This is a genomic window from Pseudomonas sp. PA27(2017), from assembly GCF_001945445.1.
Lineage (GTDB): Bacteria > Pseudomonadota > Gammaproteobacteria > Pseudomonadales > Pseudomonadaceae > Aquipseudomonas.
The window spans coordinates 55,780-80,032 of sequence record NZ_MSXW01000058.1 but is presented as its reverse complement, the minus strand read 5'-3'; the positions used below and the strand labels follow the sequence as shown (position 1 = coordinate 80,032).

General features: G+C 64.1%; 24 protein-coding genes and 2 pseudogenes. 15 read left to right on the top strand and 11 right to left on the bottom strand.

Annotated elements, in window-relative coordinates:
* The first annotated feature begins 2 nt into the window (after positions 1-2).
* Positions 3-743 carry a dienelactone hydrolase family protein gene (locus BVH06_RS20595; protein WP_075935328.1) on the top strand — a complete coding sequence of 247 codons (741 nt, stop codon included), beginning with the start codon at positions 3-5 and terminating at the stop codon, positions 741-743.
* A gap of 54 nt (positions 744-797) precedes the next feature.
* On the opposite strand, the gene ppa is transcribed toward BVH06_RS20595, so the two are convergent.
* The 3 genes from ppa to BVH06_RS20580 form a co-directional block, all read right to left on the bottom strand.
* Positions 798-1,325: an inorganic diphosphatase gene (ppa, locus tag BVH06_RS20590; protein ID WP_070887203.1), complete on the bottom strand. Its 528-nt coding sequence runs from the start codon at positions 1,323-1,325 to the stop codon at positions 798-800.
* Positions 1,326-1,363: 38 nt separating this feature from the next.
* Positions 1,364-2,233 (bottom strand): zinc-dependent peptidase, encoded by an 870-nt coding sequence (locus BVH06_RS20585; RefSeq protein ID WP_075935327.1) that lies wholly within the window; start codon positions 2,231-2,233, stop codon positions 1,364-1,366.
* 67 nt (positions 2,234-2,300) lie between these two features.
* Positions 2,301-2,756, bottom strand: coding sequence for a GNAT family N-acetyltransferase (locus BVH06_RS20580; protein ID WP_075931613.1), 456 nt, complete (start codon positions 2,754-2,756; stop codon positions 2,301-2,303).
* 229 nt (positions 2,757-2,985) lie between these two features.
* Between BVH06_RS20580 and mpl the strand changes: the two are divergent.
* The 3 genes and pseudogenes from mpl to BVH06_RS20565 form a co-directional block, all read left to right on the top strand.
* Positions 2,986-4,332: pseudogene (gene mpl, locus BVH06_RS20575) on the top strand (UDP-N-acetylmuramate:L-alanyl-gamma-D-glutamyl-meso-diaminopimelate ligase); the annotation flags it as partial.
* An 87-nt stretch (positions 4,333-4,419) separates the two neighbouring features.
* Positions 4,420-5,052, top strand: coding sequence for a flavin prenyltransferase UbiX (ubiX, locus tag BVH06_RS20570; RefSeq protein WP_075931614.1), 633 nt, complete (start codon positions 4,420-4,422; stop codon positions 5,050-5,052).
* On the top strand, positions 5,045-5,338 hold the full coding sequence (locus tag BVH06_RS20565; protein WP_075935326.1) for a YceK/YidQ family lipoprotein: 294 nt from the start codon (positions 5,045-5,047) through the stop codon (positions 5,336-5,338). Before ubiX ends, BVH06_RS20565 begins: the two co-directional genes overlap by 8 nt.
* A 234-nt stretch (positions 5,339-5,572) precedes the next feature.
* Here BVH06_RS20565 and BVH06_RS20560 read toward each other — a convergent pair whose 3' ends face one another.
* The 4 genes from BVH06_RS20560 to BVH06_RS20545 all read right to left on the bottom strand — a co-directional run bounded on the left by BVH06_RS20560 (position 5,573) and on the right by BVH06_RS20545 (position 8,820).
* The gene (locus BVH06_RS20560) at positions 5,573-6,505 is read right to left on the bottom strand and encodes a 2-hydroxyacid dehydrogenase (RefSeq protein WP_075935325.1); all 933 of its coding nucleotides are present in this window, start codon (positions 6,503-6,505) and stop codon (positions 5,573-5,575) included.
* A gap of 34 nt (positions 6,506-6,539) precedes the next feature.
* The gene (locus BVH06_RS20555; RefSeq protein WP_075931617.1) at positions 6,540-7,127 is read right to left on the bottom strand and encodes a YigZ family protein; all 588 of its coding nucleotides are present in this window, start codon (positions 7,125-7,127) and stop codon (positions 6,540-6,542) included.
* The gene (locus BVH06_RS20550) at positions 7,127-7,786 is read right to left on the bottom strand and encodes a TetR/AcrR family transcriptional regulator (protein WP_075935324.1); all 660 of its coding nucleotides are present in this window, start codon (positions 7,784-7,786) and stop codon (positions 7,127-7,129) included. Before BVH06_RS20550 ends, BVH06_RS20555 begins: the two co-directional genes overlap by 1 nt.
* Positions 7,787-7,896: 110 nt before the next feature.
* Positions 7,897-8,820, bottom strand: a complete 924-nt coding sequence (locus BVH06_RS20545) for an aldo/keto reductase (protein WP_075935323.1) — start codon at positions 8,818-8,820, stop codon at positions 7,897-7,899.
* A 186-nt stretch (positions 8,821-9,006) separates the two neighbouring features.
* On the opposite strand from BVH06_RS20545, the gene BVH06_RS20540 reads away from it, so the two are divergent.
* Both BVH06_RS20540 and BVH06_RS20535 read left to right on the top strand, forming a co-directional pair.
* On the top strand, positions 9,007-9,525 hold the full coding sequence (locus tag BVH06_RS20540; protein ID WP_075935322.1) for a hypothetical protein: 519 nt from the start codon (positions 9,007-9,009) through the stop codon (positions 9,523-9,525).
* Positions 9,522-9,890, top strand: a complete 369-nt coding sequence (locus tag BVH06_RS20535; RefSeq protein ID WP_075935321.1) for a DUF3140 domain-containing protein — start codon at positions 9,522-9,524, stop codon at positions 9,888-9,890. The genes BVH06_RS20540 and BVH06_RS20535 overlap by 4 nt, the downstream gene beginning before the upstream one ends.
* A 27-nt stretch (positions 9,891-9,917) precedes the next feature.
* Here the strand turns inward: BVH06_RS20535 and BVH06_RS20530 are convergent, their stop codons facing one another.
* On the bottom strand, positions 9,918-10,838 hold the full coding sequence (locus BVH06_RS20530; protein WP_075935320.1) for a LysR family transcriptional regulator: 921 nt from the start codon (positions 10,836-10,838) through the stop codon (positions 9,918-9,920).
* 192 nt (positions 10,839-11,030) lie between these two features.
* On the opposite strand from BVH06_RS20530, the gene BVH06_RS20525 reads away from it, so the two are divergent.
* Entirely contained in the window at positions 11,031-12,377 is a 1,347-nt protein-coding gene (locus BVH06_RS20525) for an aspartate aminotransferase family protein (RefSeq protein ID WP_075935319.1), read from the top strand.
* 182 nt (positions 12,378-12,559) lie between these two features.
* Complete coding sequence (locus BVH06_RS20520) at positions 12,560-14,059, top strand: CoA-acylating methylmalonate-semialdehyde dehydrogenase (RefSeq protein ID WP_075935318.1); 1,500 nt, start codon at positions 12,560-12,562, stop codon at positions 14,057-14,059.
* A gap of 164 nt (positions 14,060-14,223) precedes the next feature.
* Here the strand turns inward: BVH06_RS20520 and BVH06_RS20515 are convergent, their stop codons facing one another.
* Together BVH06_RS20515 and BVH06_RS20510 are read right to left on the bottom strand one after the other, a co-directional pair.
* Positions 14,224-14,757 (bottom strand): transposase, encoded by a 534-nt coding sequence (locus BVH06_RS20515; protein ID WP_075935317.1) that lies wholly within the window; start codon positions 14,755-14,757, stop codon positions 14,224-14,226.
* A gap of 149 nt (positions 14,758-14,906) precedes the next feature.
* Positions 14,907-15,246: pseudogene (locus BVH06_RS20510) on the bottom strand (NYN domain-containing protein); the annotation flags it as partial.
* 171 nt (positions 15,247-15,417) lie between these two features.
* On the opposite strand from BVH06_RS20510, the gene BVH06_RS20505 reads away from it, so the two are divergent.
* The 7 genes from BVH06_RS20505 to azu all read left to right on the top strand — a co-directional run bounded on the left by BVH06_RS20505 (position 15,418) and on the right by azu (position 23,022).
* The gene (locus BVH06_RS20505) at positions 15,418-16,308 is read left to right on the top strand and encodes an MBL fold metallo-hydrolase (RefSeq protein ID WP_075935316.1); all 891 of its coding nucleotides are present in this window, start codon (positions 15,418-15,420) and stop codon (positions 16,306-16,308) included.
* A gap of 419 nt (positions 16,309-16,727) precedes the next feature.
* Positions 16,728-17,849 carry a branched-chain amino acid ABC transporter substrate-binding protein gene (locus tag BVH06_RS20500; RefSeq protein ID WP_075931626.1) on the top strand — a complete coding sequence of 374 codons (1,122 nt, stop codon included), beginning with the start codon at positions 16,728-16,730 and terminating at the stop codon, positions 17,847-17,849.
* A 242-nt stretch (positions 17,850-18,091) separates the two neighbouring features.
* A complete protein-coding gene (locus BVH06_RS20495) occupies positions 18,092-19,006 on the top strand; it encodes a branched-chain amino acid ABC transporter permease LivH (RefSeq protein WP_070887221.1) in 915 nt (304 codons plus the stop codon).
* A 4-nt stretch (positions 19,007-19,010) separates the two neighbouring features.
* The gene (gene livM, locus BVH06_RS20490; RefSeq protein WP_075935315.1) at positions 19,011-20,285 is read left to right on the top strand and encodes a high-affinity branched-chain amino acid ABC transporter permease LivM; all 1,275 of its coding nucleotides are present in this window, start codon (positions 19,011-19,013) and stop codon (positions 20,283-20,285) included.
* Positions 20,282-21,154: an ABC transporter ATP-binding protein gene (locus BVH06_RS20485; RefSeq protein ID WP_075931628.1), complete on the top strand. Its 873-nt coding sequence runs from the start codon at positions 20,282-20,284 to the stop codon at positions 21,152-21,154. The genes livM and BVH06_RS20485 overlap by 4 nt, the downstream gene beginning before the upstream one ends.
* Positions 21,151-21,879 carry an ABC transporter ATP-binding protein gene (locus BVH06_RS20480; RefSeq protein ID WP_075931629.1) on the top strand — a complete coding sequence of 243 codons (729 nt, stop codon included), beginning with the start codon at positions 21,151-21,153 and terminating at the stop codon, positions 21,877-21,879. The genes BVH06_RS20485 and BVH06_RS20480 overlap by 4 nt, the downstream gene beginning before the upstream one ends.
* A gap of 693 nt (positions 21,880-22,572) precedes the next feature.
* Positions 22,573-23,022: an azurin gene (azu, locus tag BVH06_RS20475; RefSeq protein ID WP_075935314.1), complete on the top strand. Its 450-nt coding sequence runs from the start codon at positions 22,573-22,575 to the stop codon at positions 23,020-23,022.
* Between the two features lie 524 nt (positions 23,023-23,546).
* On the opposite strand, the gene BVH06_RS20470 is transcribed toward azu, so the two are convergent.
* On the bottom strand, positions 23,547-24,179 hold the full coding sequence (locus BVH06_RS20470) for a TetR family transcriptional regulator (protein WP_075935313.1): 633 nt from the start codon (positions 24,177-24,179) through the stop codon (positions 23,547-23,549).
* Positions 24,180-24,253 lie beyond the last annotated feature (74 nt).

The window sequence follows — 24,253 nt, the reverse complement described above, 5'->3', positions numbered from 1 at the left end:
ATATGGCTAACGAGCAAATCGTCATCACCACGCCAGACGGCCAATGCCCGGCCCACGTGTTCACCCCCGCTGACGGGCAGGGCGGCCCGGCGGTCATCTTCTACATGGATGCCGGCGGCATTCGCCCTGCCGTGCTGGCCATGGCCCAGCGGCTCGCCGATGCCGGCTATGTGGTGCTGTTGCCGGATACCTACTATCGCTACGGCGCTTACGGGCCCTTCGATCCCAAGGAAGTGTTCAAGGGTGATTTCCGCGCCATTCTCGGCCCGCTGATGGCCACCACCGGCAATGCCAAGGCTGCGGCGGATATCGATGCCTACATTGCCTACCTAGACGGTCGCAGCGACGTGCAGGGGCAGCGCATCGGCGCGGTGGGTTTCTGCATGGGTGGCGGCATGGCCATCGCCTGCGCGGGTGCGCGACCGGAGCGCTTTGCGGCCGTTGCCAGCTTTCATGGCGGCAACCTGGCCACCGACGCTGCCGACAGCCCACATCTCGCGGCGTCTGCACTGCAGGCCGAGGTCTATATCGCCGCCGCCGAGAACGATGGCAGCTACCCACCGGAAATGGCCGAACGCTTCGAGCGGGCGTTGCCAGAAGGCGGCGTGACCTTCAGCGCGGAAACCTACCCGGCCAAGCACGGCTGGATGAAGCCGGACTTCCCGGTTTATGACGAGCAAGCGGCCGAGCATGGCTGGAAGCAGATGCTGGCGTTCTTTGGCCGTGCCCTGAAGCGGGGCTAAATCGCAGGCATTAAAAAGCCGGCTTGTGGCCGGCTTTCGTAAGGCAGGTTGTGCTTACTTTTGATAAGCAGCAGCCGCCTTGGTGATCTCGGCGCGGGCCGCGTCGGCGTTGCCCCAGCCTTCGACCTTGACCCACTTGCCCTTCTCGAGATCCTTGTAGTTCTCGAAGAAATGCTTGATCTGCTCGATCAGCAGCGGGGGCAGGTCGGTGTATTCCTGAACGTCTTTGTAAATGGTAGTCAGCTTGTCGTGCGGTACGGCGATCAGCTTGGCGTCGCCACCGGCTTCGTCGGTCATGTGCAGCACACCGACCGGGCGGGCGCGGATTACCGAGCCTGGGGCGACCGGGTACGGGGTCACGACCAGCACGTCGAGGGGGTCACCGTCGTCGGCCAGGGTGTGCGGGATGAAACCGTAGTTGGCCGGGTAGAACATCGGGGTGGCCATGAAACGGTCGACGAACAGGCAGTCGGTATCGTGATCGATTTCGTATTTGATCGGCGCGTGGTTGGCCGGGATTTCGATAGCGACGTAGATGTCGTTCGGCAGGTCTTTACCGGCCGGAACCTTGCTGTAGCTCATGGGTGACTCCCTGATGTGCGCCAAAAAAAGTGGCGCGATTATAGGTGGATTCCCGCGTCGTTGCCATTACAGCCATTGGTCGTATCGGCAGCCGCGGGCGTGGGTTCCTGATAGTCCGGGTGTTCGACCTGCAGGCGGCGCAAACGTGCCAATGGGTCTTGCCGGTAGAACAGGCGCAATTGTTCGTAGACCGCGGGAAAGGCCTCATCGAGCAGATCCGGCGCGTTGAAGAAGTACTCGCTGCTCACCGCGAAGAACTCGGCGGGGTTTTCCGCGGCGTAGTGGTCGATGACGGTTTGCGCGTCCTCGTCGGCATCCAGCTCGGCATTGAGGCTGTCGAAGGCCTCCTGCATGGCGCTGGCCCACTGCTTCACATCCATATTGCTGTGCAGCGGCGGCAGGCCGTTGGCATCGCCGCCGAGCATGTCCAGCTTGTGGGCCAGCTCGTGGATCACCAGGTTGTAGCCTTCCCAGCCGCCACTGGCCTGCACGCCCGGCCAGGCGAGAATCACCGGGCCCTGCTGCCAGGCTTCGCCGCTGTGCTCGCCGTCCCATTCGTGTTCGATGCCACCGGAGTCGCGGTGGCGCTGCGGGCTGACGAAGTCATCCGGGTAGAGGATCACCTCGTGGAAGCCCTGGTACCAGTTCAGGTCGGCCAGGCCCAGCAGCGGCAATTCGGCGAGCGCCGCCAGGGCCAGGCGGTCCTCGACGTCCAGCTCGAGGCCGGGCAGGGTGGTCAGGTGCTTGGCGTGCAGAAACAGTACGGCGCGCTCGCGCAGCAGCTGCTCTTCTTCTGCACTGAGGCCATCGAGAATCGGCAGGCGCTGGCGCACCGTGGCCCAGCTGCTGGCGCTGACGGGGTGGCGGGAGAGGATGCGACGACGGCGCCAGGCGCTAAACGACCACATGGAAACGACTCGGTGGGAGAGTGGCCGTCACCATAACAGCCCCCCCGCCGACCGCAAACAGCGGGCGTTACTCACTGTTGATGGGTAGCACGTAGTTCTTGAACTGCTCGTCCTCGACGAAGCCGATCGACTCGTAGACCTTCTGCGCCACCTCGTTATCGCGGCTGGTGGCCACGCGCATGCGCACGGCCTGGGTCTGCTTGGCCATCTTCTTGGCGGTCTGCAGCAGGCGATCGGCGACCAGTTGGCGGCGCGCATCTTCGGCCACGAAGATGTCGTTGAGGATCCACACGCGCTTGAGCGACAGCGACGAATAGCTCGGGTACAGCTGGCAGAAGCCCAAAAGCTTGTCATCGTCGTCGGCCAGGGCCAGGTAGATCACCGATTCGTCGCGCTTGAGGCGGGTTTCCAGAAACTTGCGCGAGGAGTCGGGGAACGGCCTTTCGCCATAGAACTCGCGGTAGCGAACGAACAACGGGGTGAGTAGATCCAAGTGCTCCAGGGTGGCTTGCACGATGCGCATGGGCGAGGGCCTCGTTTGGCTGTCGGGTGGAGACGGCAGGCGTTTCGATTAAAGTGCAGTTTTCGCCCTAAAGCCAGCGAGACAGAGCCTTTAGCCTGCGGTGGGGTGCCATTCGCAGCGCTGGCTTCGCCCTACCGGGCAGGCACGGCGAAAGGCGCCGCTGTGCTAATCTGCGGCCATGTTTTCACGCGGCTCGCCGCCCCCAGGCGCGCCTGTTCTCGAGGTTTTCATGCATATCCACATTCTCGGCATCTGCGGCACCTTCATGGGCTCGCTCGCGGTGCTGGCCAAGGAGCTGGGCCATCGCGTCACCGGCTCGGACGCCAACGTCTACCCGCCGATGAGCACCCAGCTCGAAGCCCAGGGCATCGAGCTGATGCAGGGCTATGACCCAGCGCACCTGCAGCCGGCGCCCGACCTGGTGGTGGTCGGTAATGCCATGAGCCGCGGCAACCCGGCGGTGGAGTACGTGCTCAACAAGGGCCTGCCCTATGTGTCTGGCCCGCAGTGGCTGGCCGATCACGTGCTGCAGGGCCGCTGGGTGATGGCGGTGGCCGGCACCCACGGCAAGACCAGCAGCTCGAGCATGCTGGCCTGGGTGCTGGAGCACGCCGGCATGGCGCCGGGCTTCCTGATCGGCGGCGTGCCACAGAACTTCGGGATTTCCGCACGCCTGGGCGACACGCCGTTCTTCGTGGTCGAGGCCGACGAGTACGACAGTGCCTTCTTCGACAAGCGCAGCAAATTCGTGCACTACCGCCCGCGCACCGCGATCCTCAACAACCTGGAATTCGACCACGCGGACATCTTCCCGGACCTGGCCGCCATCGAACGGCAGTTCCATCACCTGGTGCGCATCATCCCCAGCGAAGGCCTGGTCATTCATCCGGCCAGCGAAACCGCTCTGGCGCGGGTGATCCAGATGGGCTGCTGGACGCCCGTGCAGACCATCGGTGAAGGCGGGCAATGGCAGGCGCGCCTGCTCAGCGCCGATGGCTCGCGCTTCGAGGTGAGTTTCGACGGCAAGGTCGAAGGCGTGGTGGACTGGCAACTGACCGGCCAGCACAACGTCGCCAACGCCCTGGCCGTGCTGGCGGCAGCGCGCCATGTCGGCGTGGTGCCGGCGCTGGGCATCGAGGCGCTGGGCAAATTCATCAACGCCAAGCGTCGCATGGAAAAGGTCGCCGAGGTGAACGGCGTGACCATTTATGACGACTTCGCCCACCACCCGACCGCCATCGCCACCACACTCGACGGCCTGCGCAAGCGGGTCGGCGATGAACAGGTCATCGCGATCATCGAGCCGCGTTCCAACTCCATGAAGCTCGGCGCCCACCGCGATGGCCTGGCCGAGTCAGCGGTGCAGGCCGATGCGGTGTTCTGGTACGCGCCGCCGAACCTGGGCTGGGACCTGGCGGCCACCGTTGCCGGCGCCACCAACCCCACCCAGGTGTGCGATTCCCTGGAAGCCATCATCGATGGCGTGAAGGCGCGGGTACGCCCCGGCACCCAGGTGGTGATCATGAGCAACGGTGGTTTTGGCGGCTTGCATGGCAAGCTGGCTATCGCGTTGGCAAGTGGTAAGGCCTCGTCGGATCAAGAGCAGTCGGGGAATATGAGTAGTGACAATGTGATTCCTGGCCCATGGGGGACTGGAGGTTAAATGAACGGTCCCGAGAGAATCACCCTTGCCATGACCGGCGCCTCGGGCGCCCAGTACGGCCTGCGCCTGCTCGATTGCCTGGTGCGCGAGGACCGGGAAGTGCACTTCCTGATCTCCAAGGCCGCGCAACTGGTGATGGCCACCGAGACGGACGTCAGCCTGCCGGCCAAGCCCCAGGCCATGCAGGCATTTCTCACCGAATACACCGGCGCCACCGACGGGCAGATCCGCGTCTACGGCAAGGAAGACTGGATGGCGCCGGTGGCCTCCGGCTCGGGAGCGCCGTCGGCCATGGTGGTGGTGCCGTGCAGCACCGGCACCCTGTCGGCCATCGCCACCGGTGCCTGCAACAACCTGATCGAACGCGCCGCGGACGTGGCTCTCAAGGAGCGCCGCCAGCTCATCCTGGTGCCGCGCGAGGCGCCGTATTCGAGCATCCACCTGGAGAACATGCTCAAGCTCTCCAACCTGGGCGCGACCATCCTGCCGGCCTCGCCCGGCTTCTACCACCAGCCGCAGACCCTGGATGACCTGATCGACTTCGTCGTCGCACGCATCCTCAACTGCCTGAACATCCCCCAGGACATGCTGCCGCGCTGGGGCGAGCATCACCTCAACAGCGGCGATGACTAGAACCTCCGGCTGGCTCCTGCTGCTCGCCTGCCTGCAACTCGGCGGCTGCGCCACCGCACGTACCCTGGACGCCAACCAGCCCGGCGCACCCGTGGTGTACGCCGGCACGCGGCTGGACTGGTACGCGCTGCAAGGCGGTTGCTGCCCGGTCGAGCGTTTTGGTGCCGAGGCGCCGCGCTACGCCGGCGTCGACCTGCCAGCCAGCGCCTTGCTCGATACCCTGTTGTTGCCGCTATCGCTGGCCAAGGCGCTGGGCATCGGCTTGCAGGTCAGGGGCGGCGGCTGAGGCAAGAGAGCCCGTTCACGATCTTCCGGCTCGATTTCATCGCCTTGGCTGCAAAGTGGCGGGAGCGGTCGTTACCCGATCCACTGTGGGAGTCGCGACCTCGCGACGATTCGCTCAGGCACCGCCGATAGGCAGTCAGGCTGCGATCGTTTCGCCCCGAGGTCGGGGCTCCCACAGGTTGGTTTGGGTGGCTGCTATGCCTTTAAACCGCCTCTTTTGCGTCGCCCGAATGACTCAGATCGGCGTCAGCAGTCGCTCACCGCGGAAATGCCGGCCGATGTTGTCGAGAAACTGGCTCAGCGACTGCTCCAGCGCCTGAGGCGAGTTGCCGCCCACGTGCGGGGTGATGGTCAGGTTATCGAGGTCGAGCAACTCGGTAGGCGGCAGTGGTTCGCTCTCGTACACATCCAGTGCCGCGGCGCGGATGCGTTTTTCGCGCAGTGCGGTGCCCAGCGCGGCGGTGTCCACCACGCTGCCGCGTGCCACGTTGACCAGATAACCCTGGGGCCCCAGCGCATCGAGCGCTTCGGCGCCGATCAGGTGAAGGGTCGTGGCGCCGCCGGGAATGGCGATCACCAGGCAATCGCACCACTGGGCCAGCTCCAGCACGCTGGCGAAATAACGGTGGGGGCTGTCCGCTTTAGGTGAGCGATTGTGATAGCCCACCGGCATGTCGAAGGCTGCCGCGCGGCGGGCCAGCTGCTCGCCGATGGCGCCGAGGCCGAGGATACCCAGGCGCTTGCCGTTGACGCCGTCGGTCATCGGCAGGGCATCGCGCCAGATGCCGGCGCGGCAGGCGTTGTCCAGCCGGCGTACGTCGCGAATCACCGCCAGCAGCAGGGCCATGGCGTGATCGGCGACGCAGCTGGCGTTGCTACCCGCACCGTTGCTCAGGGCGATGCCGCGGGCGCGGGCGGCGTCGAGGTCGACCTTTTCGTAGCCCACGCCGAGTGTGCCGACGAAACCGAGCTGGGGCAGGCGGGCGATCTCCTCGCCGGTCAGGCCGATGGTGCCGATGGTCAGCACCGCCTGCACGCTGTCGCCGTGCTCGGCGATGGCCGCCTTGCGGGCTTCTGCGCCGGGCGCGTGGGTTACCCGGTAGTGCTCGGCTATGCGTGCCAGGCTGCTTTCGCTTAGCGGGTTGAGAATCAGCAGGTGCGGCTTCATAGATGCTCCATGGCAGGTGGGCGGCTGATGGCGGTCACTCGATGATACGCAGGGTGCTGCGCCCGCGGCTGATATCGGCAAGCAGACGTTGCAGGGCGTCGATCTGGAGGGGCGGCACGGCAAGGTGCAACTCAGCGCCCTCGGCGTCGAAGTGCTCCTGTTCCAGCGCGGCGTCGAACTCGGCCAGGCGCGACTTGAACAGGGCCAACTCGGCGAAACCGCAATGGCAGGCGCAGGCGGTGCGCGGCACCTGTTCCTGGCGCTCGGCGTTCTGCAGGCATTTGTTGGCGCTGCCGCCATAGGCGCGGGCCAGGCCGCCGGTGCCGAGCTGGATGCCGCCGTACCAGCGCGTCACCACCACGGCCACGCCGTCGAAACCCTGCCCCTCGATGGCGGCGAGAATCGGTCGGCCGGCGGTGCCGCCGGGCTCGCCGTCGTCGCTGAAACGGTACTGCTGGCCAATCTTCCAGGCCCAGCAGTTGTGCGAGGCGCTCGGGTCGCTGACCTGCTCGATGAACGCCTGGGCATCCGCCGCGCTGCTGACGGCGCGGGCCTGGGCGAGAAAGCGGCTCTTGCGGATTTCCTCGCGGTAGTCGCAAGGCGCGAGTAGCAGGTAAGGCATCAGAGGCTCGGCTTCAGCCCGCAACCCTTGAGGATGATGCACACCATGTTGTCCGCCGCGGCCTGGTAATCGGCTTTGGTCAGGCGCGAGCGGCCGGTGACCCGGCAGATTTCCGAGGCGAAGTCGGCGTGGTACTGGGTGCTGCTCCAGATCAGCAGGATCAGGTTCATGGGGTCGACCGGATCCATCTTGCCGGCGGCGATCCACTGCTCGAAGATCGCCGCGCGCTCGCGAAACCAGGTCTGGTGATCCTTGCCGAAATGCTGGGACAGGAAGGCGCCGCCGCTGATCACTTCCATGGCGAAGATGCGCGACGCCTTGGGGTAGCGGCGCGAGTATTCCATCTTGGCGCGTATGTAGCGCTCCAGCGCCTCGGCCGGGTCGTCGTCGACGCCGAGGCTGTCGAAGGCGCTGTCCCACAGGGCGAGGATGTTGCTCAGCACGGCCAGGTAAAGGCCCTGCTTGCTGCTGAAGTAATAGTGCAGGTTGGCCTTGGGCAGGCCCACCGCCTGGGCGATGGTGTTCATGCTGGTGCCCTTGAAGCCGTGCCGGGCGAACTCTTCCTCGGCGGCCGTGATGATCGCTTCTTCGTTCTTCTGCCGGATACGGCCGGTCGGTTTGCCGGATGTGGCGGCGGGGGCGAGGGCATCGAGGGACATCGAGGGCTTCCGTGGTGATCGAGGAGTTCAGCGAATGCAGAAATACTCCACCACAGCGGGCGTGACAAGCGCCGGGGGAGCCCGGTGCATGTCCGCCGGCCCCCTGGGGATCAACTGAACGCCTGGACGATACGCTCGCGCAGCTCGGCATCCGGCAGGCGGCCCTGGCCGGCGCGCAGGTTGTCGACCACGTAGCGCGGGTTGGACGTGGCAGGAATTACCGCCGTTACGGCTTCGTCGGCGAGGATGAACTTGAGCAGCAGCTGCGCCCAGGATGTGGCGTCGATCTCGTTGGCCCACTCCGGCAACGACTTGCCCTTGACCCGACCGAGCAGCTGGGCGCGCTGGAACGGCCGGTTGATCAACGTGGCGATGCCATTGTCGCGGCAGTAGGGCAGCAGGCGTTTCTCGGCATTGCGCTCACCCACCGAATAGTTGAGCTGCACGAAATCCACCTTTTCCTTGGCGAGCACGGCCAGCAGGTCGTCGTGGGCCGACTCGATGTAATGGGTGATGCCGATGTAGCGCACCTTGCCCTGTTCGCGCAGCTCGCGGGCCAGGGCCAGCTGGGTGGTGGTGTCCTGCAGGTTATGCACTTGCAGCAGGTCCATCTTGTCGGCCTGCAGGGCCTTGAGGCTGGCCTCGAACTGCGCCAGGCCGCCCTCGCGTCCGGTGCTCGATAGCTTGGAGGCAAGAAACGCCTTGCCCTGGGTCTTGGTGCGTTTGAGCAGCTCGCCGGTCACCGCTTCGGCGCTGCCATAGCTCGGCGCGGTATCGATCAGCGTGCCGCCGCCATTGATGAAGGCGCGCACCACCTCGTCGAGCGGTTTCAGGCTGGCGTTGTCGAGGCCCACGTTGAAGGTCTGCGAGGTGCCCAGGCCAATCACCGGCAGGCTCTCGCCACTGGACGGGATCTTGCGCTGCAGTACCGCGGCGGGGTTGGCGGCGAAGGCGAAACTAGGCAGCAGCTGGCTGCTGGCCGCGAGCGTCATCAGGGCAGCACTGCCCTGCAGGAAGTGGCGACGGCTGGGCATGGCGTGCTCCGTTATCGAGAGGGTAAACAGAAGAGACTAGCCGGCCACCCCTGCTGATCGATCGTATCGGTGTCATGACTTGTTACCTGGTGTGTCCTCCTCACGGCGCTCCGTTTGTCCGTCACCGGCAACGGCGCTCGCGCTGGCGCGGTCATCTATCAGGACAGCCAGCCGCGAGGATGCTCCATGAGTAGTACCGCGAAGAAGACCGACCCCAAACTGTGGGACAAAGTGAAGCAGCGTGTCACCAAGGGCGACAAGGGCGGCAAGCCCGGCCAGTGGTCGGCGCGCAAGGCGCAGCTCGCCGTGCAGCTCTATCAGCAGGAGGGCGGCGGCTACGAAGGCGGCAAGCGCCAGGACAACGGCCTGCACCAGTGGACCGAGCAGGACTGGGACACCAAATCCGGCAAGCCCTCTGGCGAAACCGGCGAACGCTACCTGCCCAAGAACGCCCGCGATGAACTGAGCGCCAAGGACTACGCGCGCAGCACCCGCAAGAAACGCGCGGAGAGCCGCGCCGGGCGCCAGCACTCCAAACAGCCGAAAGATGTCGCCGAGAAGGCCGCCAACCACCGCACGGCGGCTCTCAGCGGGCTGACCAAGGTGGAGCTGATGAAGCGCGCCGCGAGCAGGAGCATTCGTGGCCGCTCGCGGATGAAGAAGGATGAGCTGGTCAATGCGCTGGAAAAGGAGGGAGGCAAATGAGCGAGTTGAACGAGGCGCAGAAGAAGGCCATTCGCAGTGATTTCAAGGTCGCGGTGAACATGCCGCCAGCACGCCTGCGTCGCTGGTTGCAGGCCGCCGAAAGCAAGCGTGTGGGCATGACCAAGGGCGGGCGCAAGGTCGAGTCCGCCGGCGATGGCAAGTCGGTCGGCCACCAGATGGGCGAGCGCATTCTGGAGATCAAGGGTAAACGCGTGGCCGAGCTAAAAACCGACGACTACCAGGCGATGCGCAAGGTGATCGGCTACGTGCACCGCCATCTCAAACAGCGCCCGGCTGGAGACCTGAAGGACAGCCGCTGGCGCCAGTCGCTGATGAACTGGGGCCACGACCCGCTCAAGGGCTGACGCGCCATTCGGGCCTGCGAGCGCGCTTCAGGCGCTGGCCGCCAATTCCTGCAGAAAACTCTCCAGCACCAGATGCGGCCGCCGGCCCTTGCGGGTCACCGAGGCCAGGCTGATGTCGTAGAAGCGCGAGTCGGCCTTCAGCGCACGCAGGCGGCCCTCCTTGATCCACGCCTCGGCGTAGTGGTCGGGCAGGTAGCCGATGTAGCGCCCGGTAAGGATCAGAAACGCCATGCCTTCGCGATCGGATGCGCTGGCCGTGCAGTTGAGCACCCCGTAGTGGTTCTGGATTTCCGGCGGCAGGCGGAAGGTCGGTGCGATGGCGTCCTGGGCGTTGAGGCGCTCGTCCGGCAACTCGCGATCATCGACGTAGAACAGTGGGTGGCCGACTGCGCAGTAGAGCAGCGAGCGTTCGTCGTACAGCGGCTGGTAGTCGAGGCCGGACAGGCCGCCGACCATCGGCACCACGCCGACATGCAGACGCCCGTCGAGCACTCCTTGCTCGACTTCGCTGGGCGGCGTCATGCGGATGTTCACTCGCACGTCCGGCCCCAGCGCCTTGAGGCGGGCGAGGGCGCCGGTGATGCGCATGTGCGGCACCGTCACCAGGTTGTCGGTCAGGCCGATGTTCAGCTCGCCGCGCAGGTGCTGGTGCAGGCCGTTGACTTCGGTGCGGAAGCTCTCCAGCGCCGCCAGCAATTGCTGGGTCGACTGATACACCTCGCGGCCTTCCTCGGTCAGCGCGAAGCCGGCGCGGCCACGTTGGCACAGGCGCAGGCCGAGGCGCTGTTCCAGGTCGCTCATCTGCTGGCTGATCGCCGAACGGCCGATGCCCAGTACGCTTTCCGCAGCGGAAAAGCCGCCGCACTCGACCACGCTGCGAAACAACTTGAGCAGGCGAATATCGAAGTCGCTGACCTGGGCGAGGGGCTCGGGGCGTCGGGCGCTCATTGTTTAGTCACCAGTGAACTGAGGATTCGAAGAGTCAGGTTTGAGTGACTTTATGCCTGTGGCACCTTGGCTGACAACTGACCTATGCAGTCTTAACTAAGTGGGAGCGGGCCATGCCCGCGAATAGCAGTTTCGAGTTCCCGATAACTGTTGCGACCACACCGGGCACATCATCCTCACGAGGCCACCGCCATGAACATGCCGCAGACCGCCACGCCGCCCCTGGCCAGCCAGCTCAAGCTCGATGCCCACTGGATGCCGTTTTCCGCCAACCGCAGCTTCCAGCGCGACCCGCGGATCATCGTCGCCGGCGAAGGCGCCTGGCTGACCGACGATTCCGGTCGCAAGGTCTACGACAGCCTGTCCGGCTTGTGGACCTGTGGCGCTGGCCATTGCCGCCAGGAGATTCAGGAAGCGGTCGCCAAGCAGCTCGGTACCCTCGACTATTCGCCGGGCTTCCAGTACGCCCACCCGCTGTCGTTCAAGCTGGCCGAGCAGATGGCCGACCTGATGCCGGGCGAGCTCAACCATGTGTTCTTCACCGGTTCGGGCTCCGAGTGCGCAGACACCGCGGTGAAGATGGCCAAGGCCTACTGGCGCCTCAAGGGCCAGGCTAGCAAGACCAAGTTCATCGGCCGTGCCCGCGGTTACCACGGCGTCAACATCGCCGGCACCAGCCTCGGCGGCATCGCCGGCAACCGCAAGATGTACGGCCAGTTGATGGACGTCGACCACCTTCCGCACACCCTGCAGCCGGGCATGGCGTTCACCAGGGGCGCTGCCGAGACCGGCGGCGTCGAGCTGGCCAACGAGCTGCTCAAGCTGATCGAACTGCACGATGCCTCGAACATCGCCGCGGTGATCGTCGAGCCGATGTCCGGTTCGGCCGGCGTCATCGTGCCGCCGGCAGGCTACCTGCAGCGCCTGCGCGAGATCTGCACCCAGCACAACATCTTGCTGATCTTCGATGAAGTGATCACCGCCTTCGGGCGCATGGGCAAGTGGACCGGTGCCGAGTACTTCGGCGTGACGCCGGACATCCTCAACGTCGCTAAGCAGATCACCAACGGCGCCATCCCCTTGGGTGCGGTGATCGCCAGCCGTGAGATCTACCAGACCTTCATGAGCCAGCCGACGCCCGAGCACATGATCGAATTCACCCACGGATACACCTATTCCGCCCACCCGGTGGCCTGCGCCGCCGGCCTGGCCTCGCTGGAGCTGCTCAAGCGCGAGAACCTGATCCAGCAGGCCGCGGAGCTGGCGCCCAAGTTCGAGAACGCCATCCATGGCCTCAAGGGCGCCAAGCACGTGGTCGACATCCGCAACTGCGGCCTGGCCGGCGCGATTCAGCTGGCGCCCCGTGACGGCGACCCGACCATCCGCCCGTACGAGGCCGGCATTGCCCTGTGGAAGGCCGGTTTCTACGTGCGCTTCGGCGGCGACGGCCTGCAGTTCGGGCCGATGTTCAACGCCAAGATCGAAGACCTCGACCGCGTGTTCAGCGCCGTCGGCGATGCGCTCAACAAACTGGATTGATCGAATACCCGTAGGAGCCCCGCCCCGGGGCGAATGGCATAGGCGACGCAGATGTTGCGTCAAGGCCGCCTTGCTCGCGCCGAGGGCGACGCTCCTACCCGCTCTCGGGCACCTCTAAAAACCCAGGCGATGGCAACGCAGGTCGTTTTTTGAGGTGCCTTCAACGTTATCGAGGACTTTACATGAGCACCATCCAGCACCTGATCCATGGCCAACTCACCGACGGCCAGGGCGGCCGCAGCGCCGACGTGTTCAACCCGGCCACCGGCGAAGCGATTCGCCGCGTCGCCCTGGCTGACGTGGCCACCGTGCAGCAGGCCATCGACTCTGCCAAACAGGCCTTTCCGGCCTGGCGCAACACGCCACCGGCCAAGCGCGCCCAGGTGATGTTCCGCTTCAAGCAGTTGCTCGAGCAGCACGAAGACGCCATCGCCAAGCTGATCGCCGAAGAGCACGGTAAGACCCTCGAAGACGCCGCCGGCGAGCTCAAGCGCGGTATCGAGAACGTCGAATACGCCTGCGCTGCACCGGAAATCCTCAAGGGCGAATACACCCGCAACGTCGGCCCCAACATCGACGCCTGGAGCGACTTCCAGCCGGTGGGCGTGGTCGCCGGCATCACCCCGTTCAACTTCCCGGCCATGGTGCCGCTGTGGATGTACCCGCTGGCCATCGTCTGCGGCAACTGCTTCATCCTCAAGCCGTCCGAGCGCGACCCCAGCTCTACCCTGTACATCGCCCAGCTGCTCCATGAGGCCGGCTTGCCCAATGGCGTGCTCAACGTGGTACACGGCGACAAAGCCGCCGTGGACGCGCTGATCCAGGCGCCGGAAGTCAAAGCCCTGAGCTTCGTCGGCTCCACGCCGATCGCCGAATACATCTACGCCGAAGGCAGCAAGCGCGGTAAACGCGTGCAGGCCCTGGGTGGCGCCAAGAACCATGCGGTGCTGATGCCCGATGCCGACCTCGACAACGCCGTCAGCGCGCTGATGGGCGCCGCCTACGGCTCCTGCGGCGAGCGCTGCATGGCCATCTCGGTGGCCGTGTGCGTGGGCGACCAGATCGCCGATGCGCTGGTCGAGCGCATCGTCCCGCAGATCAAGGCCCTGAAGATCGGTGCCGGCACCCAGTGCGGCCTGGACATGGGGCCGCTGGTTACCGCCGCAGCGAAGGAAAAGGTCACCGGCTACATCGACGCCGGCGTGGCCGCTGGCGCCCAACTGGTGGTCGACGGCCGCGGCCTGAGTGTGTCCGGCAATGAAAGCGGCTTCTTCCTCGGCGGCAGCCTGTTCGACCGGGTGACGGCGGACATGAGCATCTACACCGACGAAATCTTCGGCCCGGTGCTATGCATCGTGCGTGTCGACAGCCTGGAAACCGCCATGAAGCTGATCAACGACCACGAGTTCGGCAACGGCACCTGCATCTTCACCCGTGACGGTGAAGCGGCGCGGCTGTTCTGCGACGAGATCGAAGTGGGCATGGTCGGCGTCAACGTGCCGCTGCCGGTACCGGTGGCCTATCACAGCTTCGGCGGCTGGAAGCGCTCGCTGTTCGGTGACCTGCACGCCTACGGCCCGGACGGTGTGCGCTTCTACACCCGCCGCAAGTCGATCACCCAGCGCTGGCCGCAGCGCAAGACCCACGAGGCGGCGCAGTTTGCGTTTCCCAGCAATAGTTGAGGTGGGGTGAGGGTGCGAAAGGGCCGATCGGTTGATCGGCCTTTTTGTTGGTGGTGATAAATGCGTCGGCAATTCCTGGGTATCGCTACGCTCAACCGCAGGCTACACGCGACTCATAGCCCGGCGTCGAGCGAAGCGACACCCGGGGGTGATTTTCAAAGCACCTATAACCTCTCACCGGTAAACATCTCATCGTCCCCGCTGCCCGCCCAATCCGCCGGCAGCAACCCTGCCGCCACATAACGATGAAACGACGACCACGGCCAATCAACCACCCGCTCGACATGCCCATGCTTGCGCGGGTTGTGGTGGATGTAATCGACATGCCGGGCGAAGTCCCCGTCGTCACGAATCCGGTGTTCCCAGAAACGCTGCTGCCATATGCCTCGCTCGCCCTTGCGCTGGCGGCTGGCGGATATCCGTTCGCTGTTCGGCAGGGTTCTGGAAAAACCACTCTTGATAAGCCGCCAACGTAAGGCGAAATCCGCATCGCCAGGTGGCAGGGTACACAGGGCGTGCAGGTGATCGGGAAGGATGACGATAGCGTCGATGCGCCACGGACGAAGGCGCATCACATGCCGGAAGCTGCCACGCAGCAAATCAATATGCGCGGTCAGCAAGTCGCGGCGGCGATCTGCCAGATTGAGTGTGAAGAACCAGGTGGCGCCCGGGGTTTTGTCGCGGCGATACAGCACCATTGCCTGCAGTCTCTTGCAGAAGAAACACCGCTCAAATGTAGCCCGGGTTGAGCGAAGCGATACCCGGGGATCGGTGCCCTGGGTATCGCTCTGCTCAACCCAGGCTACGGTCTTTGGTTTACGGTTTCGCACAAATAGAACCTTGCCACCTGTCCAAAGCCGATAACTTCCAAACCTTCCTCACGCAATCGTGCGGCCAATCGTGTGAAGTCACTGTCACTGGATACCAGACAAAACCCATCGAATACGCTTCGTATAGAGCAGATCCATAGCATCGATGATTAGCGAGCTATCAGTGACATTCTTGCCTTTGGTATAGGCGAACTGCTGAATCGGTTGGATGGAGTGGTCGAGCAGTACTTTCTTCCAGCCGCCCAGGTTGGGCAGGGTCCAGTCGCCGTAGATGCGTTTGACGCTGGCAACGCCGTATTTGGCGATTTCTTCGAAGAGGCTTTCGACGATAGCGGCGGGGGCGTTTTCGGCGTCGATGAGGACGGCGAGGTGCTTTTGGTGGGCGGCAGGCGCGTATCAGCGAGTAGGTAGCAGCGACAAAGCAGCCATTTGCACTAAAACACGCAACAAACCATTGCGCGTTAGGCCGTATTTCGAACCTATCCATCTCTCTATGATGGCTCGCACTTTCCCTTGCGAGGCCATGCCATGAACGCTTTACGTCTGTTGCGCCCTTTGTTGTTAGGCAGTGCCGTGCTGGCTGTGGCCGGTCAGGTGGTGGCGGCTGAGCCGTTGCAGTTGGAGGTTTACAACCCTGGTGCGAAGTCGATTTTCCCGGTGTCGGCGCAGATCGTGTCCGGGCCTACCGAGGCGGTATTGATCGATGCGCAGTTCCAGCGTGACGATGCCCAGGCGCTGGTCGAGAAGGTGCGCGCTACCGGCAAGAAGCTGACCACCGTGTATATCAGCCACAGCGACCCGGATTATTACTTCGGGCTGGATGTGATTCACCGCGCCTTCCCGGACGCGAAGATCGTCGCCACTGCCGAGACGGTGGCCGCCATCGAGGCGAGCAAGGACGGCAAGCTGGCCCACTGGGGGCCGATCATGGAGGGTAATGCGCCGCAGGCACTGGTGGTGCCTGAAGCGCTGGAGACGCCGAAGCTGACCGTGGATGGTCAGGTGCTGGAAATTCGTGGGCCGGAGCCGGCGCGTACCTTCGTGTGGATTCCGTCTTTGAAGACCGTGGTCGGCGGCATTCCGGTGTCGGCCAATATCCATGTGTGGATGGCCGATACCCAGACCGTGCAATCGCGCCGCGACTGGCTGGCTACCCTGGCGGCCATCGACGCGCTGAAGCCGAGTCGCGTGGTGCCCGGCCATTACCTGCCCAACGCCGATGGCAGTTTGCCGGATTCGCCTCAGACAGTCGCCGCAACCCGCGAGTATCTGCAGGCGTTCGAGGAGGAGGCCGGCAAGGCCAAGGATTCGGCGCAACTGATCGCCGCCATGCGCAAGCGCTACCCGAACCTGGCCGATGAGTCGTCCCTCGAGCTGAGTGCCCAGGTGATCAAGGGCGAGGTGAAGTGGCCGCAATAAGGCGGCGAGAGGGATCGTGCTGGCATCGCTGGTGCCAGCACGATGTTGTTACCGGTTACAACGCGACTGGATCTTCTCTTATAACCACTGGAGCAGGAGATCGACCGCTCTGGCATAAGCCTCGGCAGGCAAAATGGGCGTTTTTCGCGAACGCTCGGAGGGCCTGTCCAAGGTTGTGCAGTGTTTCCCACGGTTGCACCAGCATGGACGACGCCTTGCCCGGCTACGGTGCGCAACAGGCGGCGGTTTGTGGTGAACGTGGCGCCTTTTCAATCGAAAGTGACGCATTGCCTCCAGACATGTGAGGTTACATCAGCGTCAACCGCGACTTTCGTCTAGAAGTTTCAAACGGACGTGCGAATGGCATAGCGCTTGCTCCAGCAGGCGGGCCAATCCAAATACTCCTCAGGAGCACGTCCATGCCTCACACGTCTTTCAAGAAAGGTTTCTTGGCGCTCGCGATCACTGGCGCACTGGGTTTTTCCTCGCTGACTCACGCTGACATCACCATCGGTGTCGGTGCGCCGATGACCGGCGGCAACGCGGCGTTCGGTGACCAGCTGTGGCGCGGTGCCGAGCAGGCTGCGGCGGATATCAATGCGGCGGGCGGTATCAACGGAGAGAAGATCAAGCTGGTGAAGGGCGACGATGCCTGTGAGCCGAAGCAGGCGGTGTCGGTGGCCAACCGCATGGTCGATGCGGACAAGGTGGTGGCGGTGATCGGACACTTCTGCTCGTCGTCGACCATGCCGGCGTCCGAGGTGTATGACGAGGCGGGCATCCTGGCGGTAACGCCGGCGTCCACCAACCCGCAGGTGACCGAGCGCGGCCTGACCGCCATGTTCCGTATGTGCGGCCGTGATGATCAGCAGGGCATCGTCGCCGGCGACTACATCGTCGACGTGCTCAAGGCCAAGAAGATCGCCGTGGTGCACGACAAGGACACCTACGGCCAGGGCCTGGCCGATGCCACCCGTGCGCAGCTCAACAAGCGCGGCGTGAAGGAAGTGATGTACGAAGGCCTGACCCGTGGCGAGAAGGACTTCAACGCCCTGGTCACCAAGATCCGCGCCAGCGGCGCCGAGGTGGTCTATTTCGGTGGCCTGCATGCCGAGGCCGGCCCGCTGGTACGGCAGATGCGCGAGCAGGGCGTGACCGCCAAGTTCATCTCCGGCGACGGTATCGTCACCGACGAGCTGGTCGGCACCGCTGGCGGCCCGCAGTATGTCGACGGCGTGCTGATGACCTTTGGCGCCGACCCGCGCCTGATCGCCGACGGCAAGGCGGTGATCGAGAAATTCCGCGCCAATGGCTACGAGCCGGAAGGCTACACCCTGTACTCCTACGCTTCGATGCAGGTGGTCGCTGCCGCGTTCGCCGGCATCAAGGGCACCGATGGCGCCGAAGCCGCCGCCTGGCTGAAGGCCAACCCGGTGCAGACGGTGATGGGCAAGAAGGAGTTCGACGAGAAGGGCGACCTGAAAGTCTCCGACTACGTGATGTATCAGTGGGGCGCTGACGGCAAGTACAAGCAGCTTTAAGAGCAGGGTTTTCTCGAGCGGCAGGGTGGAATCGGAATCGCCGTTCTTGGGATGGGGTCATGTGGCTGATGTCGCGCTGTGCGCGAATCGCGGGCATGGCCCGCTCCCACAAATTGCTGCTCCATCTCAACCCTGCCTCTCGTGAACGAACCTCCAAACCCGGTGGGCCATGACCTGCTGGGGCTGCTGCGGTCGCCTGGCGACCTCGCGCTTCTTTCCGTCACGGACTCAGAGATTTTTCAATGGACGGCATCTTCCTGCAGCAACTGGTCAACGGGCTGACCCTCGGCTCGGTCTATGGCCTGATCGCCATCGGCTACACCATGGTTTACGGCATCATCGGCATGATCAACTTCGCCCATGGCGAGGTGTACATGGTCTCGGCCTACCTCGCCGCCATCGCCATCGCCGTGCTGGCCTTCTTCGGTGTGCATTCCTTCCCGCTGGTGATTCTCGGTACGCTGGTGTTCACCATCGTGGTCACCGGAGTGTACGGCTTCGCCATCGAGCGCATCGCCTACAAGCCGCTGCGCAACTCCACGCGCCTGGCGCCGCTGATCAGCGCGATCGGCATGTCGCTGATCCTGCAGAACTACGTGCAGCTCAGCCAGGGTGCGCGGCAGCAGGGCATCCCGACGATGCTCGAAGGCGCGCTGCGCCTGCATGTGGGCGATGGCTACGTGATGATCACCTACACCAAGCTGTTCATCATCGCCGCGGCCATCATCGGCATGCTGGCGCTGACCTTCATCATCCAGAAGACCCGCCTGGGGCGCATGTGCCGCGCCACCCAGCAGGACCGCAAGATGGCGCAGATCCTCGGCATCAACACCGACCGGGTGATCTCCTACGTGTTCGTCATCGGCGCCTCCATGGGCGCGCTGGCCGGGGTGCTGATCACCCTGAACTACGGCACCTTCGATTTCTATGCCGGCTTCATCATCGGCATCAAGGCCTTCACCGCGGCGGTGCTTGGCGGCATCGGTTCGCTGCCCGGCGCGATGCTCGGCGGGCTGATCCTCGGCGTGGCCGAGGCGCAGTTCTCCGGGATGGTCAATTCCGACTACAAGGACGTGTTCAGTTTCTCGCTGCTGGTGCTGATTCTGATCTTCCGTCCCCAGGGCCTGCTGGGCCGTCCTCAGGTAACCAAGGTGTGATGCCGTGAGTACGACTTCTATCGATGTGAAAAAGAGCCTGGTCGATGCGCTGATGGCCGGGTTGATCGCCCTGATCGTGTTCGGCCCGGTGGTGGGCGTGGTGCTCAAGGGCTACGACTTCACCCCGCAATTCGACCGGGTGGCCTGGATGGTCGGCGTGGTGATGATCGGCCGCCTGCTGCTCAGCCTGTTCCTGCAAACGAGCAAAGGCCGCGTGGTGCTGGAGGGCTTCGAGCGCTCCGGTGGCGGCGTTGGCGTGCAGCCGCCGGGCTACGTATCGCGCATGCGCTGGATCATCCTGGGGCTGATCGCGCTGGCGCTGATCTTCCCCTTCTTCGCCAACAAGTACCTGCTGACGGTGATCATCCTCGGCCTGATCTACGTGCTGCTTGGCCTCGGGCTGAACATCGTGGTCGGCCTGGCGGGTTTGCTCGACCTGGGCTTCGTGGGTTTCTACGCCATCGGCGCCTACGGCCTGACCATGGGCTACGAATACCTGGGCCTGGGCTTCTGGAGCCTGCTGCCGCTGGCGGCGGTCATGGCGGCCTTCGCCGGGATGATCCTGGGCTTTCCGGTGCTCAGGATGCACGGCGACTACCTGGCCATCGTCACCCTGGGCTTCGGCGAAATCATCCGTCTGGTGCTGACCAACTGGCTGGAGGTTACCGGCGGCCCCAACGGCATGAGCGCGCCGTCGCCGACCTTCTTCGGCCTGGAATTCGCCCGCCGTGCCAAGGACGGTGGCGTGCCGTACCACGAGTTCTTCGGCGTGGCCTACAACCCCAACATGAAGTTCCTGTTCATCTACGCGGTGCTGGTGCTGGTCGTGCTGTTGGTGCTCTACGTCAAGCATCGCCTGACCCGCATGCCGGTCGGCCGCGCCTGGGAAGCGCTGCGCGAGGACGAGATCGCCTGCCGCTCCATGGGCCTGAACCACGTGCTGGTCAAGCTCTCGGCGTTCATGCTCGGCGCCTCCACGGCGGGCATCGCCGGGGTGTTCTTCGCCACCTATCAGGGCTTCGTCAACCCGACTTCGTTCACCTTCTTCGAGTCGGCGTTGATCCTCGCCATCGTGGTACTCGGCGGCATGGGCTCGACGGTGGGCGTGGTGATCGCCGCGTTCGTGCTGACCATCGCTCCGGAGCTGCTGCGCAGCTTCGCCGACTACCGTGTGCTGCTGTTCGGCATGCTCATGGTGCTGATGATGATCTGGCGACCGCGCGGGCTGATTCGCATCAACCGCATCGGCATCGCCCCGCGTAAAGGAGTCGCGCCATGAGTGACAAGATCCTCTCGGTCGACGGCCTGATGATGCACTTCGGTGGCATCAAGGCGCTCAGCGACGTCAATTTCTCGATCAAGCGCAACTCGATCTCGGCGCTGATCGGCCCCAACGGTGCCGGCAAGACCACAGTGTTCAACTGTCTTACCGGCTTCTACTCGGCCACTGGCGGCAAGATCATGCTCAACGCCCAGGGTCGGCAGACCGACGTTATCCAGATTCTCGGCGAGCCGTTCCAGGCCGATGACTTCATCAAGCCGGCGCAGTTTGGCTCGCGGCTCTGGTACAAAATGTTCGGCGGCACCCACCTGGTGAACCGCGCAGGCCTGGCGCGCACCTTCCAGAACATTCGCCTGTTCAAGGAAATGACCGTGCTGGAAAACCTTCTGGTGGCCCAGCACATGCTCGCCGAGCGCAGCCTGATCAAGGGCATCCTCAACACGCCCGGCTACCGGCGCGCCGAGAACAAGCTGCTGGACACCGCCTTCTACTGGCTGGAAGTGGTCGATCTGGTGGAGCAGGCCAACCACCTCGCCGGCGAGCTTTCCTATGGCCAGCAGCGCCGCCTGGAAATCGCCCGCGCCATGTGCACCGGGCCGGAGCTGATCTGCCTGGACGAACCCGCCGCCGGCCTCAACCCGTCGGAAACCCACGCGCTGAGCAAGATCATCCGCCTGCTGCGCGACGAGCACGGCCTCACCGTGCTGCTGATCGAGCACGACATGGGCATGGTGATGAGCATCAGCGACCACATCATCGTCCTCGACCATGGGCTGGTCATCGCCCAGGGCGGCCCGGACGCCATCAAGAACGACCCGAAAGTGATCGCCGCCTACCTCGGCGCGGACGAGGAGGAAGTGGCATGAGCGATGTGAATACGGCACCGCTGCTGGCGTTCAAGGACGTCGACGTGCATTACGGGCAGATTCAGGCGCTGAAGAAGGTCAACCTGCACATCAACCCCGGCGAAACGGTGAGCCTGATCGGCGCCAACGGCGCGGGCAAGTCCACGCTGCTGATGTCGATCTTCGGCCAGCCACGGGCCAGCGGTGGGCAGATTCTCTATCGCGGCGAGGACATCACCCGCAAGAGCACCCACTTCGTGGCGTCCAACGGTATCGCCCAGTCCCCGGAAGGGCGCCGGGTGTTCCCGGACATGAGCGTGGAGGAAAACCTGCTGATGGGCACCATCCCGATCGGCGCCCAACACGCCGACGAGGACATGCAGCGCATGTTCGAGCTGTTCCCGCGGCTCAAGGAGCGACGCACCCAGCGAGCGATGACCATGTCCGGCGGTGAGCAGCAGATGCTGGCCATCGCCCGGGCGTTGATGAGCCGGCCCAAACTGCTGCTGCTCGACGAGCCGTCGCTGGGCCTGGCGCCCATCGTGGTCAAGCAGATCTTCGCCACCTTGCGCGAGCTGGCGCAGACCGGCATGACCATCTTCCTGGTCGAGCAGAACGCCAACCATGCGCTGCGCCTGAGTGATCGTGCCTACGTGATGGTCACCGGGGAAATCCGCATGACCGGCACCGGGCAGGAACTGCTCGGCAACCAGGATGTGCGCAACGCCTACCTGGGCGGGCACTGAGGGCCGCAGACGATCCGGCAATGTTCGCGCCGGGGTCGGCGCTCCTACACGATTGGCGTGATGGCTACGCCCTCATAGGAGTCCCGCCCCGGGGCGAATGGTGGCCGAGTTGCGGTACTGCATCAAGGCTTCCATCGCTTCGCGCCGGGTCGGCGCTCCTACACGATTGGCGTGATGCCTACGCCCGCGTAGGAGCCCCGCCCGGGGCGAATGGTGGCCGAATCGCGGTATCGCATGAAGGCCGCCATCGCTTCGCGCCGGGGGCAGCGCTCCTACACGATTGGCGCAATGGTTACGCCCGCGTAGGAGCCCCGCCCCGGGGCGAATGGTGGCCGAGTCACGGTATCGCATGAAGGCTGCCACCGCTTCGCGCCGGGGGCAGCGCTCTACACGTTACTCGGCGCTGGAACAGCCGCTGGCAGCCTGTGCATAAGCGGCGAACCAATGCTGCAGACTTTCGATGATGGTCATGGTCATGCTCCTCCCGTTCATGGGCGTAGCCTAAGCCTCGTCTCCACGTTGGGCTGCTTGCTTATCTCGATCGTTTCGATAGTTTTCATGGATGGCCGATGAATGGCCTATCTGCATGACCGACGCGAATCACCTGCGGTCTGTTGCCCCAGGTCATGGGAAATGCCCGGCCGATAGGGCACCCTGCAGGCTGTGAACGTTTTCACTGCCAAGGAGACTCCCATGATTCGCAAGTTTGTCGTCGCCTCCGTGCTGGCCCTGGTCAGCGCGCCGCTGTTGGCTGCCGAATGCTCGGTGGAGGTGCATTCCACCGACCAGATGACCTTCGATACCAAGGAGATCAAGGTCAGCAAGAGCTGCAAGACCTTCACCATCGAGCTCAAGCACGTCGGCAACCTGCCCAAGAACGTGATGGGCCACAACCTGGTGGTGGCCAAGACCGCCGACGTACAGGCGATCAGTGCCGACGGCATCGCTGCCGGGGTCGACAAGGATTACCTGAAACCCGACGACGCGCGGGTGATCGCCCACACCAAGTTGATCGGCGGGGGCGAGTCCGACTCGGTGACCTTCGACGTGAGCAAGCTGGATGCTGCCGGTGCTTACCAGTTCTTCTGCTCTTTCCCAGGACATGCCGCGCTGATGAAGGGCGTGCTGACCCTGGTCGACTGATCCTGGTCGTCATCCCCCGGCCGCTGCTCGTCAGCGGCCTTATCGTTTTTGTATGAAAATCAGCTGTTTGCCATGGTTACCCACAGACCCTGTTGATAAGCCTGTATCGATCATGTGCAAAAGGCGATGCAGTGCCCGCACCACTTGGCTTGCGGAGCATCGCGCTATTTTTGAGCAGTGTTGGAAAAGCTTTCGGAACAAGGTGTTAGGCGCGAAAGCATGCGGGTCATGAACTTTTCCACGGCTGCTGTGCGTAGCGCTGTGGATAAGGTGAGGGTGGTCGGCTGCAAGCCTTTAGATACTAGGTATGCAGGTGGTTGATCATTTTTCGATCAGCTCGACTAGCTGCGAAAATACGCCATGAAGTCAACCATTACTTCAATGAATTCAGCGTGTTGAAGACCCTGGCCGAGAGGGTTGTCCACGGAAGGTGTGGAGCACGTTGTGGATAACGTGCGCGTACTGATGCCCAAGCCACGAACCATGGGCGTTGCGCGGGGGTGATCGTTTTTTGCTCAGGGCCGTCAGCCTTTGTCGCTGCTCAGGCCGCGCCAACGCTTGGCGCCGATCAGGATGAAGCGCAGTTGCTCGATCATCTTGGCTTCCGGGCGGCGATGAGCGGGCAGGGCGCTTGCCTGTGGGTCGATCAGCTCGGGCAGGGTGGCGAATACGGTTTTCACCACCAGATCAGCCAGCACGCTGCGCGCTGCCTCGTCGAGGTGCTGCAGCTTGGGCATCAGGCTCAGGTCACTGGTCAGGTCGGCGGCGATGTCGTCGCGAAAGGTCGCCAGTGCCTGGCGCACCGGCAGCGAGCCGCCGTATTGCTCGCGGGCGAGAAACAGGAACTGGCCGCGGTGCTGCTCAACTGCACGCAGGAAGATCTGCACCGAGGCATCGATGATGCCGCCCAGCTCGAACTCGTTACGGCGTACCTGGCGCAGGGTCGTGCGAAAGGTTTCGCCAACCTCGGCCACCAGGGCCAAACCCAGAGCGTCCATGTCCTTGAAGTGGCGGTAGAAGCCGGTGGGGACGATGCCGGCTACGCGGGCCACTTCGCGCAGGCTCAGGCTGCTGAAGGCTCGGCCGCTGTCCAGCAGCTCACGGGCGGCGTCCATCAGCGCCTGGCGGGTAGGGTGGTGCGACTGGCGTGCTGGCATGGAATCACGTCCTTGTCTGGCTCGGTGCAAGCATCGTAAAACAAAACCCCGCCATGGGGCGGGGTTCGATGGTA